Raw genomic sequence first — 17,891 nt, forward strand, 5'->3', positions numbered from 1 at the left:
TTGGCTTCATGCAAATAGCTTTATGCAAAAACAGGGACAAAGGTCATTATGGCTCAAACTGTCAACGACGTAACTGACTTGATGAGTGATAAAGCCCGTCGTCCAACATCTAACTTCCAAGTACCGAATTCGGTCAGATATTTTTTTATGGTATTGGTGTTAGGTTTGCTAGTGCTTATATTAATTATGGGTGGCAAAGCCTTACGTGATGCGCCTCCAGCTGTCATTCATGTCAGCAATAAGGGACTTACGGTTGCTCAGTACCAAAAGCTACAGCAAGTCATGAACCAACAGAAAGTGAGCAGTTTTTTTACTTCTGATCTACAAGCATTAAGAGATATTACTACGGGTCTTGCTTGGGTGGATCAAGTGAGTGTGACTCGTGACTGGCAACGTGGCATTGTGGTCACAGCGCTGCCCAAGCAGGCAGTTGCAAATTTTGGTACAGAACGTTTGGTTGATGCAAAGGGGATTGTTTTTGTCCCTGCTGATAGTAAGGATTTGACCCAAGCCCAGTTTGCCACTTTGCAAGGTGAGATAACGCAAGCGCCGGTCATCATGCAACAGATGCAACAAATCAACGATTGGTATGCACCACTCGATATGCAAGTTGCAGATATTATCCTGTCGCCAAGAATGACATGGCTCATTCGTTTTGATAACGGTCAGCGAGTCATTGTTGATAATGAAAATACCGCGCAAAAGCTGCTGAATCTTAGTCAATTACTAGGTAATCAATTAAGTAATCGCCGAAATGAGATACAGTCTGTAGATTTACGTTATAAAAATGGCTTTACCATCGCTTGGAATATGGCACAACCAGAAATCGAAGCACCAAAAAGCTGACTGTCATAAAAAATAGTGAGTAGTAAAAACAGTAAGCAAAAGTAGTTGATAAACCACCAGTACTTCATGACACTTTGTTTATTTAGCATAGAGATTGTAGGTGCGGTAGGATGTAACGGCGGAAAGATGGTGATTTTTTTAATGATTTAATGGAGACGTCATTTGGTCTCCTGTTTAGCGATAATTTGTCTGGTACCATGAAAAATACTGAAAATCTGGTTGTTGTCCATCTAAGTGCCACGGCAGTGTATGTCGTTATTGGCAGCGTTGTCTCTGCAAAAGACATTCGTATTATGGGTGTAGGGCAAGTCAAAAATAGTGACTTCTATCAAGGTCAAATAAAACATCGCGAACGCTTGCAAGGCGCTATCAGGCAAGCCATTCAAGAAGCAGAAGATACTGCCAATTGCCGTGTGCATAGTGTGTGGTTGACCTTGGCAACGCCTGAGCTCCTGAGTAAAAACAGTGCAGGCGAAGTACTAGTAGAGGATGAGGTCGTACGTGCCAAAGATATGGTACAGGCGTTGTCCAACGCCAAATCACGCGACTTGTCCTCAGACTATTATTTGATGCATTGTTGCCAGCAAGGTATCTATGTCGATGAACAAGACTTTATGGTCGACGATGCGATTGAGACGGTGGCGCACAATATCAGCGTGATGTATCACATGATGATGATGCCGGTCGCCAGCCGTCAGAACATCCAAAAACTATTGCAGAGTTGTGATGTCGGCATCGATCACATTGTCTTCGATGCGGTGACCAGTGCAGAATATAGCTTGATGAGTGATGAACGCCAGCAGGGTGTCTGTTTGGTTGATATCGGAGCGAGCACGACTAGCATCTGTGTTTATAAAGAAAACAAGTTGATTTTTACGCATTGTATCGCGACTGGCAGCCATGAAGTGACGATGGATATTTCAGCAGATGTCGGTATATCGATGATAGAAGCTGAAAAGCTTAAAAAATCGCATGGTACGGTCGATGTCAATAGCGTCGATCCTAGCTCGTTCTTTATCTTTAAACCGCAAGGGACCAGCGACGAGATTAATATTGGTATTTATAATTTAGCCCGTATTATTGAAGCGCGTTATGTGCAAATCTTTACTGAAGTGGCGCGTCAATTGCATGAGGCGGATTTGATCAGCTATATTGATAAAGGCATCGTGCTGACAGGCGGCGGTAGCGTAATCAAAGGCATGATACCCTTTGCTAAGAAGCTACTTAAAATGCCAGTCGTTTTGACCAATACCCATCCAGCAATCAGCGCTTATAATCACTTTGATAATGACGAATCATTCAAACAGCTAAATATCCAAGTCAATGATCGCGCTTATCAAACGGCATTTGGTACACTACTATATAGCCAAAGCGAGCAGTTTCGCCACAGTGAAAAAAGCGAACCGGAAGCGATTCAAAAAAACAGAGTAACAGGCGTCTTTCAAAGTGCAGGGCAACGTTTTGCTAGTGTGCTCAAGAAGATACTATAACTCCGCTGCTAACGACGTTGGTATAAAAATATTTGTATAAAAGTATGCTTATACAATAAGCGTTGTTGTTTTGAAAGATGTACCACAATTAAGCGTATAACGTAATATCAAAAGTAACATTTAAAGTAATACCCTGAGCAATGATGACATATTTTCGTCCAAGCTTAACGGTTTAAGATATAGCCCTGTTTTATTTAAATACATTTATATATAGTAAGTCGATAGCGCGTCATATGAGTGCGTTACCATGTATCGACCATCACGCTATCTGCAACTGGAGAATCTTTTTTATGTCAAAATACACCATGCCAGATGATAACCAGCTTCAAAATAACGGCCAAGCAAGCTTCACAGTATTCGGTGTGGGTGGTGGTGGCGGTAATGCGGTTGAACATATGGTACAACAAGGAATTAGAGGTGTGACGTTCGTCTGTGCTAATACGGATAAACAAGCACTTGATCGTCTGACAGCGCCGCATAAGTTACAACTTGGCGCAAAAACGAACCGCGGTCTAGGCGCTGGTGCCAATCCAGAAGTTGGACGTGAAGCAGCAGAAAGCGAAGAAGAAGCCATCCGCGCATTACTCGAACATTCAGATATGGTCTTTATTACCGCTGGAATGGGCGGCGGTACTGGTACGGGTGCAGCACCAGTCGTGGCTCGTATTGCCAAAGAGATGGAAGTATTGACGGTCGCTGTTGTGACTACACCTTTCAAGTTTGAAGGCGGGAAGCGTATCAAAGCAGCTAAGGCTGGTATTGAGCAACTGACCAACTTCGTTGACTCTATCATTACCATTCCAAATGACAAGCTGATGAGCGTCTACGGCAATATCTCTATGCAAGATGCGTTCAAAAAAGCGGATGATGTGTTATTACACGCCGTGCAAGGTATTGCTGAAACCATCGCAAGCGAAGGTATGATCAATATTGACTTTAACGATATCCGTACGGCGATGACTGCTAAAGGTCACGCCATGATGGGTATTGGTCGTGCCAGCGGTGATGATCGTGCGCGTCAAGCAACCGAAAAAGCCATTAGATCACCATTGCTCGATGATTTACGTTTAGAAAACGCCAAAGGTCTACTGGTTAACGTTATCTCTTCTGAGTCATTATCATTAGATGAGATGAGCAAAATCAGCGCAATCGTCGAAGAAATTACCGATATCGATGATGCCCATATCTTCTATGGTTCTGTCATCGATGAAAAAATGGGTGAAGATCTACATGTGACCGTTATTGCAACGGGTTTGACGTTGGATGAAAATGCAGGTCAAGAGCCAGAAGTGGTAGAGCAGCCAGTACCTTCTGTCAATAGCACACAGCCTGTTGATCCTAATGTACATACCAGTGCCTTAAACAGCCAAAAGCAGTCACAAGCGCAACTGCATCAAGATAGTTTAGCGCGTGCAAATCCGACGCAAGAGCAGCCCAAAACCAAGACCAACAGCATTCAAGACTATTTAAAGCGTCAACAAAATAAATAGGTGGTTTGCAATATTATTGGTCAGAAAAAGCCAGCGCTATGTCGCTGGTTTTTTTGTGCTCGTCCATAAGAAATGATTTGTTTTGAAACATTATTTTTTAGTAAGCCGTTATTAGAGCGTGCTGAACGTTCACCGATAGTCTCTGTCAGTGCATGATTAAAGGATCAAACATGCCTTAGTCATGTACCATGCGATATATGCTGTAATTATTATATTTATCCCTAACTATCTGTTTATTAAGGAAATTTATAGGTCGATAAAATATAATTCATTCGAATAAAAAAATCACGATAAGTGTTATCAATCAAAGAGATAAGAAAATTAACGCTTTTTAACTATGGCGAATGGGGTGTGGATAATGGTACACTAGGTCAATTGTAACAAAATATGTGGGAAAACAGCCATGAACCAACGAACCATAAAAGCAGCAATAGCTGTTACAGGTACCGGTCTCCATAGTGGTCAGCCTGTTGATTTAGAGTTTCATCCACAGCCAGTTGATACTGGTATTGTTTTCGAGCGCTCAGATATTGAAGGCAGTCAGCCAATTCCAGCCAGTGCTTTTTTAGTACAAGATACTATGATGTCATCCAATCTCGTATTCGGTGGCGCACGTGTAGGTACTGTAGAACACTTATTAAGTGCAATTGCTGGACTGGGTGTTGATAACCTATTGATTCGTGTTTCCGCATCAGAAATACCTATCATGGATGGTAGTGCTGCACCGTTTGTCGCGTTGTTGATGCAAGCTGGTTTTTGTGAGCAAGAAGCTTCAAAGAAGTTCATTAAGATTGTAAGACCAATAAAAGTAAAAGTAGACGATAAATGGGCAGAGCTACGCCCTTATGAAGGCTTTGAATTAAATTTTGAGATTGACTTTGATCATCCTGCTATTGATAAAAACTTTCAGCATGCACAGCTACAGTTTTCAACGCAAAACTTTATAGAAGAGCTGAGCTCAGCGCGTACTTTTGGTTTTTTACGAGACATCGAAGCCCTACGTCAGAATAACTTGGCTTTAGGCGGTAGCATGGAAAACGCGATTGTCATCGACGAGGCCAATATCCTTAATGAAGAAGGTTTACGTTTTAACGATGAGTTTGTGCGCCATAAAATTTTGGATGCTTTGGGCGATTTATATCTAATTGGCTATCCAATTTTGGGTCGTTTCAACGCTTATAAGTCTGGTCATGCATTAAACAATTTGTTGGTACGTGAGATATTGTCTAATCCTGATAGCTTTGAAATTGTAACTTTTGATGACAATGTAACCTGTCCTATCGAATATTTGCCCCTAAAAGGGGTAGCAGTTGAAGGATGAATACAGGAATACACACGAAGTATCGAAACATTTACGCAATATTACATAAAATGGTTATAAGAACCGTTAATTTATATTCTCATACATAGATATATAAGTAAGTATTTTTAAATAATACAACGTTAGCGTAGATAATACCGACGCTGTAGGTAATCAAAAAATCATCTGTTAGTCGTATTCACATTGTGAAGCTGACTAACAGATGATTTTTTTTGTTTACGTCATTACAAAAACCTAGCGTAAATGGCCACAATTTTTGGAAATAGTTACATAACTTTACATTATGAAGTCGGGATTTTTAATGATTTGCTAAGCGCAAAAGTGCTTTTTTGAGCTTTTCATCAGTGGTGACATGCTCTGCGGCCTGTGATATAGTCCGCTTTGTGTTTTGGCTAAGAGCCTGATTTTCATTGGCTTTGTGAGACTTTGATAAAGTTGCTGATAGCGCTAACGGTTTTTTAGATGAAAGACTATGCGCAGATATTTTAGCTACAACGACGCGAATTTGCTTGAGTTGTTTAAATGTAATCGACTGCTCTGTTAATATCTGCAAATAAGCGTTCTGTAAATAGCGAATATGGTTAGCAGCGGTCATTGAGCCCACACTGAGTGTTAATTGCTCAGAGGTTAAGCCAACGACCCAGCAGGTACTAAGAATTTCTTCCGGTAGACAGTCTATTAGAAGCTCTTTTATCTCAGTGGTTGCTTCAATATATAGACGCATATTGTCAGCAAGGGTTTGGGGTAGCGCGCTACCAGCAAAAGCTTGATGATCGATAAGTTGGGCAAGCCGATTAGGCTGTTTTTTTGACATCGTAATGACTCATCTAATAGGTGACAAAATCGATATTCATAACAAATAAGCTCAATATATATATGGGATGGATAGTAAACGATTTATGAAGCAGAAGACCGCGCTGCTAATAATACCAGCGTTAGTTACTGTAGAAAAAAGAGTGAGCTGTTGTACTAAGGATTTTATCATGTTTATTTGATGATTATGTCCTCTAAACTAATTGATGCTTTGTCACGGATGATGAGCAATCTTGTATTAACAAATAGGTAGTAAATTTATGAAACAAGCTTTATTAATTTTGTCAGTACTGGGAATGGGCATAGCACAAACGAGTGGTGCTGCCGAGACCACCTTTCAACCAAATAATACCTTGAGTCATACCATCACCAATATCTCTACTTCTGCGAACTACGGTTCTAGTCGTAACATCTATAGCACTAATAGTGGTGCTCATGTATATAGCAATGACGAAATCAGTCAAGCGATTGACAACTTAAGCGCACATGCCAAGCAAAAAGAATATCAGCTTGCCTCGCTAACCAGTCGTTTATCGTATGAGCAGCGTCAGCAGCAAGCCAGCCGTGTGCCTGATCGCAACTCTGCTCCTGCCATGGCAGCAGCAAGCGCGTCACGAGTAGCGCTATCTAGAAGCTCTGGTTACTGTGCTCGCTACGTACGCAAAGCGCTACAATCAGCAGGTTATGAATTTACGCCAAATCCTTCAGCTTATCAGTACGCCTCTCGTGGTACGCTTGCTCAAGCAGGCTTTAGCAAAATCAGTAACGATATGTCACCACAAGTTGGTGATGTTGTAGTTTACAATCGCACGTCAAGTCGTCCACATGGTCATATCCAGATCTTTGATGGCAATGATTGGGTATCAGACTTCCGTCAAAATAGCATTAGCCCATACAGTGGTACTTATAGCTACACTACATGGCGTGACTCGCAGTACGTTGATGATGCATCAGACCGTGGTATCTACCTTGCAATGGCTGACTAATAAGCGTCAAGTACATCGTATTTTAAGTAAACCGTTTTCTCCGAATCCAGTAATGCTCTTAATGACATTGCTGGTTTTTTTTGTTTAATAATATTAGGGCGTGTCTTCATTTTAAAAATGGTGATAAAAATGAGATAAATTGCCGTCAAACAAGAAAAAATAGCGCAGATAATATCGGGATATTAACCAGCTATTTGACGATGTTTGGCAAGATTTAGCCATTTTTAGCCCATTTAGATGACTATCGAGTGAATTGAAGACACGCCCTAGATACGCGTTATCGTTCAATTGCTATCGATGACGCTAGCTGGTTAAGTAAGGCGGCTTCAGGATCAAACCTAGACCAATAGCGATGGTCGTGAAAGTCAGGCGGAGAGGCATGTGTAGGTGCGAAATATAAAGCGGTTTCACTGAACCATAAAATGACGCAAGGATGTATGTGCTCAATAGTCATATTACTGATAGAAAAATTTTGGCTAGACAGTTTGTCTAATGGCACACCGAAGGTTCGCTCGTAGCTATGAGGTGTATGCGTTTTCGATAATTTGTTCGAGGCATTGGCATTTATTGATGGTATTTGCGTATTTGGGCGATCAGTCCAGCTAATCTTTGCGGGTGTACGCCCATTTGCTAATAACAAGCGGGGTGGTGGCAGAGTGGCAGGGTTTCGATAGCTGTCAAACTGATAAAGCGCATAACGACCATCTGGGCTGGCGTTAACTTCAATATAAGTCGAATTACTGCTAATGTCAGCCATATCGTGATTATTTATTGAGTTACCTGTTATAAAGCATTCAAGACAGCTCTCTTCCCACAAATAGTCAGTAAAGCCGACGTTTACTTCTTTCCAAGTAGGCCAGTCTAATTGACCCACCAAAGATTGTGTGGGCAAGGTGATTTGATAGGTTAGCTGTAAATGCAATTGTGGCTGCTGCATGATAGTCGCATGCACAACGACTTGGATAGCTCTTAGCGTGTCTATGCTAACGCCAAGCTGCTGGGCATCATCTGCTATCTTTTCAGTGGCGATATAAAGGTTAAAAGTCTGGCTCATAATTTGGTATGACTCAAGAAGTTATAATATTTGAATGTTCAAAAGACCCTAAGTTCACAAAAAGATAAAAGCCGCGAGCAGATTGCATCACGGCTTTTAGGTTGTATCAAAACACTCAAATCAAGCTGAGTATGACACACTACTGCGTGTGACGAGCAAGGTTTGATAGCTTAGGATTGGCATTTGGATTTTTACGTAGTAACAAGGCCATGCGGCCAATTGAATGTACCAAAGAGGCCTTTGCTGCTGCGGCAAGCTCAGCACCGATGACATCGCGTTCTTCTTTTGTGCCAGCAGGTAATTTCACTTTGATGAGCTCATGATCTGATAAAGCGCGATCAATCTCTTCAGTAATGGTCGGGGTAATACCTTTATTGCCAATCATAACGACAGGTTTTAGCTCGTGACCGATGCCTTTTAGGCGTTTGATAGTAGCGTTATCGAGTTGCATAGAATTCCTAGGTGTTGGTAAAAATAAAAATGGTACTGTCAAAAAACAGTGATTGATCATTATAGATAATCTGTGCCCATCTTGCATGAGATCAGCAGGATTTTGCACGATTTTACGTGACGAAAATGTTAAACTGAATGTTTGGTCACATTATAAACGCTACTGCCTTATAAAGCAGTGTTTTAACCAATAGAATTTGGTCATTTTGCGACCATCAACGAATAAATAGCCTGATTGATGACACATCTAGAGTAATCGACGCTTTATTAAATTTAGTTCGTCAGTGATAAAGCGATTCAAAAAATTGTATTCAGGTTTTGTAAGGTAATAGGAGCAGGTATTTTGGCCACGCGTATTGAGAATAAAAAACTGTCAAAGAGCAGCAGTGCTTGGATGAAAGAGCATATTGACGATCATTATGTCCAAAAAGCGCAAAAAGATGGCTATCGTGCCCGTGCCGCTTATAAGTTATTAGAAATAAATGAAAAGACCAACCTCATCAAAAAAGGCATGACGGTCGTTGATTTGGGTAGTGCGCCGGGCAGTTGGTCACAAGTTGCTGGCCAATTGGTAGGTGAACAAGGTATCTTGATTGCCTCTGATATTTTAGCGATGGATACCTTGCCTGATGTTACCTTTATTCAAGGTGATTTCCGTGAAGCTGAGGTTTTTGACGCCATTATGGCAGAAGTCGGTGACAGGCAGGTTGACGTCGTATTGTCTGACATGGCACCCAATACTGCTGGCAATAGCGCAATTGATCAGCCGCGTATGATGTACTTGTGCGAGTTAGCAGTGGACTTTGCACTTGCAACCTTACCAGAAGGTGGCGCGCTTATTATGAAAGTGTTTCAGGGCGAGGGTACACAAGAATTACGCAAGCAGATGCAGCTCGATTTTAGTAAGATTCGTAGTATCAAGCCAGGTGCATCACGACCGCGCTCAAAAGAGATGTTTTGGATAGCGATTAAATAGTTTTAACATCAATGAGTTGTTGCTATTGTAAGCGAGATGATGAGTCACCATAAAGTATCATTATCGCACTATAAAAACCGCTACAATCGTTAACTGAATAAAAGTGAAACCTGCTTGAATTATGCAGGACAACACCACATATCATGGTATATTAACTTTGTTTCGAGCATATGTTTTAAGCAAAGTCGTCTGAAAATAAGCGCTTTATCAGCTCATTTACGATAGGTCAATGATAGCGAGTACTTGTTAATGCGTCTTTTTAGTCGCTGCAATGCAAGTACAGTGTTAAATGTCTAGGCAGTTATTCAAGCAATGAGCAATGCGTTTATAGACGTCACGTGTTTAGTAAACACACCAATAAGTAAGGGATGGGAATAACTAGTGAGCGACATGGTAAAAAATACCTTATTGTGGCTGGTGGTAATCGGCGTTTTGGTGCTGGTGTTTAGCGGCTTTGACCAATCGTCTGAGCCGGATAGCCTTAACTACTCTGAATTTGTGACCGCTGTGTCAGAAAGTCAGGTAGCCAGTGTTGAAATTGATGGCGAGCAGATCACCGGCGAAAAGAAAAATGGATCATCTTTTGAGACCATTAGACCAGCCGTGGCTGATGAGCAACTAATGCCATTATTGCGCGAGAACCAAGTTGAGGTTCAGGGCACAGCACCGAAACGTCAAAGCGTGTTGATGCAGTTACTGATAGCCAGTTTCCCAATCCTATTGATTATTGGTCTGTTCTTGTTTTTTATGCGTAATATGCAGGGCGGTGCAGGCGGTAAAGGCGGCGGCCCAATGAGCTTTGGTAAGTCAAAAGCTAAGATGCTGACTGAAGACCAAATCAAGGTCAACTTCGAAGACGTGGCGGGTTGTGAAGAAGCCAAAGAAGAAGTGGTCGAAGTGGTCGAGTTCCTGCGTGATCCAGATAAATTTACCAAACTTGGCGCAACCATTCCACGTGGTATCTTGATGGTAGGCCCTCCAGGTACAGGTAAAACATTGCTAGCAAGAGCGATTGCTGGTGAAGCTAAAGTACCGTTCTTCTCAATCTCAGGTTCTGATTTTGTTGAGATGTTCGTTGGTGTCGGTGCTTCACGTGTGCGTGACATGTTTGAGCAAGCGAAGAAAAGCGCGCCCTGTATCATCTTTATCGATGAGATTGATGCAGTCGGTCGTCATCGTGGCTCTGGTATGGGCGGTGGTAACGATGAACGTGAGCAAACACTTAACCAACTATTGGTTGAGATGGATGGTTTTGAAGGCAATGAAGGCGTCATCGTTATTGCCGCCACTAACCGTGCGGATGTGCTTGATAAAGCGCTATTACGTCCGGGTCGTTTTGACCGTCAGGTACAAGTTGGCTTGCCAGATATCAAAGGCCGCGAGCAAATATTAAAAGTACATTTAAGAAAGTTGCCGAATACTGTTAGTGTTGATGCCAACTCTTTGGCTCGTGGTACGCCAGGATTTAGCGGGGCACAGTTGGCCAACCTTGTAAACGAAGCCGCTTTGTTTGCTGCGCGTCGTAACAAGCGTAGCGTTGATATGAATGACTTTGAAGATGCCAAGGACAAGCTGTACATGGGTCCTGAGCGTAAATCAATGGTCATCCGTGAAGAGGAACGCCGTGCCACTGCTTATCATGAAGCAGGTCACGCGCTAGTGGCTGAGCTACTACCGGGTACCGACCCAGTGCATAAAGTCACGATTATGCCGCGTGGTTTTGCCCTTGGGGTAACTTGGCAGCTGCCTGAGCATGATCAAACCAGTATGTATAAGTCAAAAATGCTCAGTGACATTGCGATTTTATTTGGTGGTCGTATCGCTGAAGAAGTCTTTATCAATCAAATGTCGACGGGTGCCTCAAACGACTTTGAACGTGCAACCAAAATGGCACGAGCGATGGTAACTAAATATGGCATGTCTGATGCCTTAGGTATCATGGTCTATGAAGATGATGACAATTCACAAGGTTACTTCGGTGGCGGTGGTCGTACGATTTCTGAAGCAACTCAGCAAAAAGTTGATGACGAAGTTCGCCGCATGCTAGAAGAGCAGTATGATATCGCTCGAGAACTGATTGAAGGCAATCAAGAAAAAATGCATGCGATGGTTGATGCGCTGATGAAGTGGGAGACCATTAATAGTGATCAACTACAAGATATTATAGCGGGTGAAGATCCACGTCCACCTAGAGTGTACCAGCATAATGAAGTAAACTTAGCTAAAGATAATGTGAAAACGACGGGCTCGACTCCGCCGCCATTACCAGCGATGTAGTTTACCGCTCATGAGTAGCAAACATAAAAAGCCCTTTTTAATAGAGGGCTTTTTTATTGTCATCATTTTATGAAGGATTTAGAAAGACAGCAAATTTACTGATATCATAAGAGAAAAATAGAGCGCTAGCCCAGTTTTTATAAATTTAATCTACAACGGATTGGCTATGTCATTATTTCAACCTTTACCTATTTATACCGTCTCTAGTCGCGAAAAAACTTTAGATTTATCGCAACCACACATTATGGGCATCCTCAACGTCACACCCGATTCATTTTCAGACGGCGGCCAGTTTAATGCTATTGATAGCGCGCTTGCTCATGCCAAAGAGATGATAGAGGCGGGTGCGACCATTATTGATATTGGCGGTGAATCCACCCGTCCAAATGCTGACGCCGTTGCTACCACTGAAGAAATGAAACGAGTTGTGCCGATCGTTAAAGCAATTAGACAGCAACTTGGTAATGCCGTTTGGTTGTCTATCGATACCAGTAATCCTACCGTTATGCAGGCAGCTTTTGAGGCAGGCGCTGATATTTGGAATGATGTACGAGCGCTCAAACGCGAGGGTGCAGCAGCGTTAGCGGCGGAGCTTGATATACCAGTTATGTTGATGCATATGCGTGGTGAGCCGACGACGATGAATAATCTGGCGCTTTATGACGATGTCATCGCTGACGTTAGTGCGGAGCTAAGCGCTCGTATCAATGAGGTCACGAGCGTTGGTGTTAAGCGTGAGAAAATAATTATCGACCCAGGTTTTGGTTTTGCCAAAAGCTACGAACATCATTGCGCGCTATTGTCTCAGCTAGGAGAGTTACAAAGTCTTGGGTTTCCCATGATGTTTGGTATCTCCCGCAAACGTTTTTTGGCAGAAGTATTGACCAAAAGTGGCGTCGAAGCGGTGGCTACAACTGAGGCGTTAGAACGAGATACGGTCGGCGTTGCTGCTGGTATATTTGCCCTGCAACAAGGCGCTAGTATTATACGTACTCATAATGTCGCGATGATGCAGCAAGCAGTGGCGTTATGGCAGCAGTTATCTGCCTACAATCAACACTAAAAAATCAATGCTAGAATAGCCCTAATCACTGCTATCGCACTATATGAATATCTAATAGTTAACATTTAATATTAATCTGAACACCTACTAAAATAATGAGAGTAATGCTATGACCACTACGACCCAGCCAGAGCCAACCAATGAACAGCGGCGTGTCATTTATCAAGCCCGTCGTGGCTTAAAGGAATTGGACTTTTATATTGACCTATATGTGAAAGAGCTTTATTTAACAGCAGACCCCGCTGAGCAGGAAAGCTTTGCCCAAATGCTGACTCATGAAGATCCAGATTTATTGGATTATTTTACCAACCAAAATCGTCCAGATGATGAAAGCATATGGGCGCTAGTGAATAAGATCAAAACATGGCGTCATACCAAGGATATATAGTGGATTTACTTTGAAACAGATACAGTGCGATTGGGATGAATTTTTCGTAGCCTCTGTGATAGCAGGAAGCAAAATTTATACCAGTCGTACCTAACAAGTAATATATCGATTTTATTCCGAACTGACCATATTATAGCTGGATAGCTTATCAGTTAAGCTATCCATGATTTTGAGTTTCCTTTTATGTGGTTAAATTTGTATTGATGACTGAGACAATCTGATAAATATGACAGTTTTTCCCATATGGCAGTTTTGTATATATGACAATGATTACCTCACCACGGATTGATACTGCTATCAAGACCGCTAGCCATTTGCGTATGTTACTGTATCTTGGTTTGGCGTCAGTCATGCTTGGATTGGCATGGCTTGCTGCATTGGCGCTATGGCAATATGTGCTGATATTAACGATCACGGCAGCCGTCGTTAGCTATCTGGCATTGTCGCGTCCTATTTTATTGCATCTAACGCAGCCACCGCTTGACCAGCGTGTCGATCAACAATGGCAACTTTTGATACGCACGAGTCAAGGTGATGGGCTATGGCAAGCACAATTGAGGACTGTTCAACATAATTATTGGACGATGAGCTTTGATTTTATTATTACAGAGCCTTATCAGCGCCCTTTGTCGGTGACTGTATTTTGCGATCAAGTGAGCCTTGAGCAATGGCGAGAGCTAAATATTCTAGCGAATGTAAATGCTGCAACAACAACTTGATTGAGTATACGAAGTTTCCCCTGAATGACCCTAGGTTTGTAATGATTTTAATAGGCCAATATGGTGAATAACAAAACACCTATCTCGATAGTAAGATAGATTTGTTATATTGAAATACGAAAACATATTCAGCTTTTATGCCATCTATTGATTTTATAACGGTCTGGTCAGATGGCATAGCGACTTAGAACAACAAATAAAATGAACAAAAAGGAAGAAATTATGAGCTTATTAGGGAATTTAGTCAGTCAAGTAGCACGTAGTGCGATGGCTCCAGATGATGCACAGCGCAATCCTGTCAATCAGCGTACGACATCACGCCGCACTGGCGGGCTGGGTGATATTTTAGGTGGGGTATTGGGCGGTGGCCAAACCGGCGGTTATAACCCACAGCAGTATGATCGTCAGACGGATAATGGATTTGGTCTGGACGACATTATAGGTAGTCTCACTGGCAGCAGTCAACGCGGCGGTATGAGCACTGGTGCGGGTGGTTTGGGCGACATCCTAGGTAGCGTACTGGGTGGTCAAAGTAATAGAAGTAGTAGCGGTGGCAAAGGCATGCTGGTTGCAGCTCTCATGCCCATGGTATTGAGCTGGATTCAGCGTAATGGCGGCTTAGGCGCTGCTCTCTCAAAAATTACAGGTATGGGTCACGACAATCAAGTGCGTTCTTGGATGAGTAGCAATGAGGTCAATGACAATTTGGACCCCAATGAGATCAACCAATTATTTGACGAAAATGAGATTCAGCAAGTAGCTGCACAGACCGGTGCTAATGAGACTGAAGTGCGTCAAGGTTTAGCGGAGTTGCTGCCAGAAGTGATGAACCAATTGACGCCAAACGGCAACCTAGACAATGAAGCTGAAGCCAATCAAGAGATTGAGCAAATCATTGGTCAGTTATCGAGTCGACTGGGTACGTTAAAATAACCACGCTAAAATAACTGCTTTTTAACAAACCAGTATTGATAAAAATGTAATAAAAAAAGAGTATGTCTAATGACGTACTCTTTTTTTACGACTAATCAATCGTTATGAGTCATTAGTCTAAAAGCGCTCATCTAACGTGTCTAGCGTATAGTTGAGCGCAGCAAAGCAGATATCACTCTTGAAACCTCTATATTGTAAAAATCGTAGTTGGCGAGCTTTGTCTTTTTGCTCAGTGGGGATGTCGTCACCATATTTTTTGGTGCGGGCGGCAACCGCTAATTTCAGCCAATCAATACCTTCGACGAGGTTGTCGGCGCTGTCATCTACAAATTCGCTAAACTCATCTGACTCTGCATTCGCCATATCGATTAGCTCGTCGATATTACCAGGCATGGCCATCTTTTTACGATAAAACTCCTGCTTGATACGTCCACGTCCCCGACCTTTACGAATGTTTTCACGAATAAGCATGAGGGTAGTGCGATAGTCACTTTGATAGCCTTTCTGCTCAAACTCTTCAAGTAGTGCATCGATTTTGGCAGGATTCTGCTCCTTATCGAGCAGCTTTTGTTTTAATTCAGCCTTGCCATGTTCACGGCGTGATAAATAATAAAACGCCAACCAACGTAAGCGGCTTTCCGCTTTAATGGCATCAACATCGGCCTGTCGTTGTTCAGGGGTACGTAGATAGGCTTTTAATGCTGATGGCAAGTTATCCATTTGATTAACTGCAGCAGTATCTTTCTCTGGCTCTGATAAATGCTCATCGGTGGAACCAAATGTGGTGTCGTCGATGATGTTATCTGTATCTGAGTTTTCTTTTATATTGGACTTGCCATCTAGCGAGTTGTCATGAATGTCACGCTTAACTTCCGCTAGCATCTCTTTGATACTTTGCGGTTCAGGTGATTGATAAGTAGGTACGTTATTAGGCTCTGGCTCGAAGTTAGCAGCCGGATGGAAGCGTTTCTTACGCTTTTTAGACTTGGTTTTAGAGGATTTGGATGAATGTTCAGGAGTAAAAAATGAGCTAGTGTCGTTGTCGAAGTGATCAACGGTTTGGGACGTTTCATCGTCCTCAGAAGTTGAGCGCGCGGGACTAGACTTTGGATGTTTTGATTTAACTACAGGCTGTTGTCGCTTAGCAGATTTTTTAGAGAGATACTTTTGAGTGGCTGTTTTTTGTTTAGAGACAGAGGTACTAGCTGAATCGGCTTCCGACTCAGCTAGAATTTCGGCTAATGTTTTAATCTTCATAACTATTGGGGCGTGTCCTCAATTCAATCGATGGTCATCTGAATGGGTCAAAAATGGTTAAATCCTGCCAAATAGAATCAAATAGCTGACTAATATATCGATATTATCTGCGCTATTTTCTTTGTTTGACGGCAACTTATCTCATTTTTATCGCCATTTTTAAAATGAGGACAGGCCCTAGTCAGCTAATCAGTAAAAATAGTCAGGTAACGATTATTGTACTGGACTTGCCGCTGTTTCTTTATTAGCTTTGGCTACCTCTGGTGCTTTACTATCGTCGGCAACACTACCATCATCGGCAACACCTAGCTTTTCAGCACGGATTTTGGCTTCAATTTCTTCAGCAATGACAGGGTTTTCTTTGAGGAATAACACTGAGTTTGCTTTACCTTGACCGATTTTTTCATCACCATAGCTATACCAAGAACCTGCTTTACCAACTGCGCCAATTTCGACACCCAAATCAATCACTTCGGCTAAGTGGTTGGTACCTTCACCATAAGTGATTTCAAACTCAGCTTGACGGAATGGCGGTGCCATTTTATTTTTAATGACTTTCACACGGGTTTGGTTCCCGATGATTTCATCACCGTTTTTGACCGCACCGATACGGCGAATATCCATACGGACTGAGGCGTAGAATTTCAGCGCATTACCACCGGTCGTGGTTTCAGGGCTACCAAACATGACACCAATTTTCATACGGATTTGGTTAATAAAGACCACCATACAGTTTGAGCGTTTGGCATTACCGGTAATTTTACGTAGCGCTTGGCTCATTAGCCGTGCTTGCAGACCCATGTGTGAGTCACCCATTTCGCCTTCAATTTCTGCACGTGGTGTCAAGGCTGCGACTGAGTCAATGACGATCATATCGACGGCACCCGAACGTACTAACATGTCGGTAATCTCAAGCGCTTGCTCGCCATTATCAGGCTGCGAGACTAGCAAGTCATCGGTCTGTACCCCAAGTTTACGCGCATAGACAGGATCTAGAGCATGCTCTGCATCGATAAAGGCACACACGCCACCTTGCTTTTGGCATTCTGCAATCGCCTGCAAAGTCATGGTGGTTTTACCTGAGCTTTCTGGGCCGTAGATTTCAACGATACGCCCTTTTGGTAAGCCGCCGATACCAAGGGCAATATCTAGACCAAGCGAGCCTGTGGATACTACATCGACATCAAGCGCAGCAGAGTTATCGCCTAAATGCATAATGGTATTTTTACCAAATTGCTTTTCAATTTGACCTAGTGCCGCTTTGAGTGCTTTGGCTTTATTGTCGTCCATACTGGATTCCTTATCTTCAATCATTGGTGTAAGACTATAAATTTGGTGTTATAAAGAAAATATTCGTACCATGACAGTTAATGGCTCAATAGTGCTGATAATTATCTACATAGTAACCAGCGTTCAGCTAGATTATATAGGTTGTCATATCGATGAGATAGATAGTAATATTGGATATATCACCTTACTATACAGTAAAATCAAATAATGATAAAAGTAAAATTAAGTCCGTAATTAATGGCTACAGGGATAACTTCTAAGCTGTATTAAGCTCGTTAATTATGAAGCGTTTCTTTGTGCCACTATTACTTAGGTAGGGCAATTATAACAAAAACCACGGATCATATAGCGGGTTCGATGATGTTAAACGACACTATATGTCGCATGATAAACGACTGAAATTTTATATAGACTACGCTGGAACTTATGTATTATTTCAGACGGGATAATGGGGTAGTTTGTCAATAGATTTATAAGTTGTCCACAACAAATAAATAGCGTTTATTTACCTTATGTGAAACATCGCTAATATTAAAAT

Annotated in this window: 16 protein-coding genes; 11 read left to right on the forward strand and 5 right to left on the reverse strand. The window is 42.2% G+C overall.

Annotation, left to right across the window (positions count from 1 at the left end; all coding sequences use genetic code 11):
• Positions 1-48: 48 nt before the first annotated feature.
• The 4 genes from JMY08_RS05885 (at position 49) to lpxC (ending at position 5,147) form a co-directional block, all read left to right on the forward strand.
• Positions 49-846 carry a cell division protein FtsQ/DivIB gene (locus JMY08_RS05885; protein ID WP_201592176.1) on the forward strand — a complete coding sequence of 266 codons (798 nt, stop codon included), beginning with the start codon at positions 49-51 and terminating at the stop codon, positions 844-846.
• A gap of 197 nt (positions 847-1,043) precedes the next feature.
• Positions 1,044-2,336 carry a cell division protein FtsA gene (gene ftsA / locus JMY08_RS05890; RefSeq protein WP_201592179.1) on the forward strand — a complete coding sequence of 431 codons (1,293 nt, stop codon included), beginning with the start codon at positions 1,044-1,046 and terminating at the stop codon, positions 2,334-2,336.
• Positions 2,337-2,626: 290 nt separating this feature from the next.
• Positions 2,627-3,826 carry a cell division protein FtsZ gene (ftsZ, locus tag JMY08_RS05895; RefSeq protein ID WP_201592182.1) on the forward strand — a complete coding sequence of 400 codons (1,200 nt, stop codon included), beginning with the start codon at positions 2,627-2,629 and terminating at the stop codon, positions 3,824-3,826.
• Between the two features lie 403 nt (positions 3,827-4,229).
• Positions 4,230-5,147, forward strand: coding sequence for a UDP-3-O-acyl-N-acetylglucosamine deacetylase (gene lpxC / locus JMY08_RS05900; RefSeq protein WP_189585450.1), 918 nt, complete (start codon positions 4,230-4,232; stop codon positions 5,145-5,147).
• 298 nt (positions 5,148-5,445) lie between these two features.
• On the opposite strand, the gene JMY08_RS05905 is transcribed toward lpxC, so the two are convergent.
• On the reverse strand, positions 5,446-5,961 hold the full coding sequence (locus JMY08_RS05905) for a hypothetical protein (RefSeq protein WP_189585447.1): 516 nt from the start codon (positions 5,959-5,961) through the stop codon (positions 5,446-5,448).
• A 259-nt stretch (positions 5,962-6,220) separates the two neighbouring features.
• Between JMY08_RS05905 and JMY08_RS05910 the strand changes: the two genes are divergently transcribed.
• Positions 6,221-6,946, forward strand: coding sequence for a CHAP domain-containing protein (locus JMY08_RS05910; RefSeq protein WP_010201465.1), 726 nt, complete (start codon positions 6,221-6,223; stop codon positions 6,944-6,946).
• Between the two features lie 277 nt (positions 6,947-7,223).
• On the opposite strand, the gene JMY08_RS05915 is transcribed toward JMY08_RS05910, so the two are convergent.
• Positions 7,224-8,000, reverse strand: coding sequence for a hypothetical protein (locus JMY08_RS05915; protein WP_201592185.1), 777 nt, complete (start codon positions 7,998-8,000; stop codon positions 7,224-7,226).
• Positions 8,001-8,139: 139 nt separating this feature from the next.
• On the reverse strand, positions 8,140-8,451 hold the full coding sequence (locus JMY08_RS05920) for a YhbY family RNA-binding protein (protein WP_010201459.1): 312 nt from the start codon (positions 8,449-8,451) through the stop codon (positions 8,140-8,142).
• Between the two features lie 342 nt (positions 8,452-8,793).
• Between JMY08_RS05920 and JMY08_RS05925 the strand changes: the two genes are divergently transcribed.
• From JMY08_RS05925 to JMY08_RS05950, 6 genes are all read left to right on the forward strand, one after another.
• Positions 8,794-9,426 carry an RlmE family RNA methyltransferase gene (locus JMY08_RS05925; RefSeq protein ID WP_025652421.1) on the forward strand — a complete coding sequence of 211 codons (633 nt, stop codon included), beginning with the start codon at positions 8,794-8,796 and terminating at the stop codon, positions 9,424-9,426.
• A 381-nt stretch (positions 9,427-9,807) separates the two neighbouring features.
• On the forward strand, positions 9,808-11,703 hold the full coding sequence (gene ftsH / locus JMY08_RS05930; RefSeq protein WP_010201457.1) for an ATP-dependent zinc metalloprotease FtsH: 1,896 nt from the start codon (positions 9,808-9,810) through the stop codon (positions 11,701-11,703).
• A gap of 166 nt (positions 11,704-11,869) precedes the next feature.
• On the forward strand, positions 11,870-12,766 hold the full coding sequence (gene folP / locus JMY08_RS05935) for a dihydropteroate synthase (RefSeq protein ID WP_201592187.1): 897 nt from the start codon (positions 11,870-11,872) through the stop codon (positions 12,764-12,766).
• A gap of 109 nt (positions 12,767-12,875) precedes the next feature.
• Entirely contained in the window at positions 12,876-13,154 is a 279-nt protein-coding gene (locus JMY08_RS05940) for a succinate dehydrogenase assembly factor 2 (protein ID WP_010201454.1), read from the forward strand.
• A gap of 260 nt (positions 13,155-13,414) precedes the next feature.
• On the forward strand, positions 13,415-13,873 hold the full coding sequence (locus JMY08_RS05945) for a hypothetical protein (RefSeq protein WP_201592190.1): 459 nt from the start codon (positions 13,415-13,417) through the stop codon (positions 13,871-13,873).
• Positions 13,874-14,095: 222 nt separating this feature from the next.
• Positions 14,096-14,806: a YidB family protein gene (locus JMY08_RS05950; protein WP_201592193.1), complete on the forward strand. Its 711-nt coding sequence runs from the start codon at positions 14,096-14,098 to the stop codon at positions 14,804-14,806.
• A gap of 117 nt (positions 14,807-14,923) precedes the next feature.
• Here JMY08_RS05950 and JMY08_RS05955 read toward each other — a convergent pair whose 3' ends face one another.
• Together JMY08_RS05955 and recA are read right to left on the reverse strand one after the other, a co-directional pair.
• A complete protein-coding gene (locus JMY08_RS05955) occupies positions 14,924-16,063 on the reverse strand; it encodes a regulatory protein RecX (protein ID WP_201592196.1) in 1,140 nt (379 codons plus the stop codon).
• 213 nt (positions 16,064-16,276) lie between these two features.
• Positions 16,277-17,353 (reverse strand): recombinase RecA, encoded by a 1,077-nt coding sequence (gene recA / locus JMY08_RS05960; RefSeq protein ID WP_194619332.1) that lies wholly within the window; start codon positions 17,351-17,353, stop codon positions 16,277-16,279.
• Between the last annotated feature and the right edge of the window lie 538 nt (positions 17,354-17,891).

The organism is Psychrobacter sp. Pi2-51, assembly GCF_904846665.1.
Taxonomy (GTDB): domain Bacteria; phylum Pseudomonadota; class Gammaproteobacteria; order Pseudomonadales; family Moraxellaceae; genus Psychrobacter; species Psychrobacter glaciei.

Coding starts and splice junctions, on each gene's coding strand:
- JMY08_RS05885 (WP_201592176.1), top strand. CDS start 49: ATGGCTCAAACTGTCAACGACGTAACTGACTTGATGAGTGATAAAGCC.
- ftsA (WP_201592179.1), top strand. CDS start 1,044: ATGAAAAATACTGAAAATCTGGTTGTTGTCCATCTAAGTGCCACGGCA.
- ftsZ (WP_201592182.1), top strand. CDS start 2,627: ATGTCAAAATACACCATGCCAGATGATAACCAGCTTCAAAATAACGGC.
- lpxC (WP_189585450.1), top strand. CDS start 4,230: ATGAACCAACGAACCATAAAAGCAGCAATAGCTGTTACAGGTACCGGT.
- JMY08_RS05905 (WP_189585447.1), bottom strand. CDS start 5,961: ATGTCAAAAAAACAGCCTAATCGGCTTGCCCAACTTATCGATCATCAA.
- JMY08_RS05910 (WP_010201465.1), top strand. CDS start 6,221: ATGAAACAAGCTTTATTAATTTTGTCAGTACTGGGAATGGGCATAGCA.
- JMY08_RS05915 (WP_201592185.1), bottom strand. CDS start 8,000: ATGAGCCAGACTTTTAACCTTTATATCGCCACTGAAAAGATAGCAGAT.
- JMY08_RS05920 (WP_010201459.1), bottom strand. CDS start 8,451: ATGCAACTCGATAACGCTACTATCAAACGCCTAAAAGGCATCGGTCAC.
- folP (WP_201592187.1), top strand. CDS start 11,870: ATGTCATTATTTCAACCTTTACCTATTTATACCGTCTCTAGTCGCGAA.
- JMY08_RS05940 (WP_010201454.1), top strand. CDS start 12,876: ATGACCACTACGACCCAGCCAGAGCCAACCAATGAACAGCGGCGTGTC.
- JMY08_RS05945 (WP_201592190.1), top strand. CDS start 13,415: ATGACAATGATTACCTCACCACGGATTGATACTGCTATCAAGACCGCT.
- JMY08_RS05950 (WP_201592193.1), top strand. CDS start 14,096: ATGAGCTTATTAGGGAATTTAGTCAGTCAAGTAGCACGTAGTGCGATG.
- JMY08_RS05955 (WP_201592196.1), bottom strand. CDS start 16,063: ATGAAGATTAAAACATTAGCCGAAATTCTAGCTGAGTCGGAAGCCGAT.
- recA (WP_194619332.1), bottom strand. CDS start 17,353: ATGGACGACAATAAAGCCAAAGCACTCAAAGCGGCACTAGGTCAAATT.